Consider the following 950-nt stretch of genomic DNA (forward strand, 5'->3'; position numbering starts at 1 on the left):
GTGGCGGCCGCTCGCCGGGCTCCGCCCGGCTCGCGATGCGACTGCTGCCATTTTGAGCACAGCACAAGAAATTCGTTTGGATTTCAGCTCTGATTTCGCCCTAGCAGATCGACGGCTAGCGCTTTCGGGCAGGCATACTCGGAACTGTTGCCACCTCATTCAGAATATCATGGGGATCGAATCCGATCGTTTCAGCCAAGTCGAGAAACTCGATCACGTCCAAGCGCCGTCCTCCCGACTCGATCGCTGCGACTACCGATTGGTATCGATCGATTGCCTTTGCCAAGTCGGCTTGGCTCAAGCCTGCAGCTTTGCGCTTGTCCACGATCAATTGGATAAGTCGCAAATGTCTTGGCGACCGAAGTGTCTTTTGCATTCGCTGCCGGTCCTTGACGAAACCGGCAGATCAATTAAATGGAAATCCAGATAACCAGAAAATCTGGTTATCTTATGAACGCAGCCACTTGTGCTTCCACGAATTTTGGTGGGCCGTGCTTAAACCACTCCTTGATCCCGATGTTGCCGACGTTGCACCGGATGCCCCGATCCTGACCGGCTATGACGAGGAGCGACTGCTCACCTACATCCGCCTTCTTGATGCGGCGGCCGAAGATGCGGACTGGCGCGAGGTGGCCAGGATCGTCCTGCACATCGATCCTGAGCATGAGCCGGAGCGAGCGTTCAAGTCCTGGGAGACCCATCTTGCCCGCGCGCGGTGGATGACGACGAGTGGTTATCGGTATCTTCTGGCGGGCGGTGCGCCCCACTAGGTGCAGCCTGCCATGCGCCACGCTTTGCTGAATCAGCACAGCGGTTTGCTGACTCTCCAACTACCCAGCCCGCGCATCGACCCCGATGCTGATTCCGAAGCTCGCAGCCGAGTGCTGGCATCGGGAGAGGACCAGGCAAATTGCAAGGCGATTGGACCAATCCAGCGGCCTATGTGCACA

Annotated in this window: 2 protein-coding genes; one reads left to right on the top strand and one right to left on the bottom strand. The window is 57.5% G+C overall.

Annotated elements, in window-relative coordinates; genetic code table 11:
• Positions 1 to 115 precede the first annotated feature (115 nt).
• Entirely contained in the window at positions 116 to 376 is a 261-nt protein-coding gene (locus tag EN925_RS37420) for a helix-turn-helix transcriptional regulator (protein WP_084652625.1), read from the bottom strand.
• Positions 377 to 491: 115 nt separating this feature from the next.
• On the opposite strand from EN925_RS37420, the gene EN925_RS37425 reads away from it, so the two are divergent.
• The gene (locus EN925_RS37425) at positions 492 to 770 is read left to right on the top strand and encodes a DUF2285 domain-containing protein (protein WP_127370593.1); all 279 of its coding nucleotides are present in this window, start codon (positions 492 to 494) and stop codon (positions 768 to 770) included.
• The last annotated feature ends 180 nt before the right edge of the window (positions 771 to 950 follow it).

Source organism: Mesorhizobium sp. M7A.F.Ca.US.006.04.2.1, assembly GCF_004022915.1.
GTDB lineage: Bacteria > Pseudomonadota > Alphaproteobacteria > Rhizobiales > Rhizobiaceae > Mesorhizobium > Mesorhizobium ciceri.

Excerpts from the sequence above, each read along its gene's own strand:
- EN925_RS37420 (WP_084652625.1), bottom strand. The coding sequence starts at position 376 with ATGCAAAAGACACTTCGGTCGCCAAGACATTTGCGACTTATCCAATTG.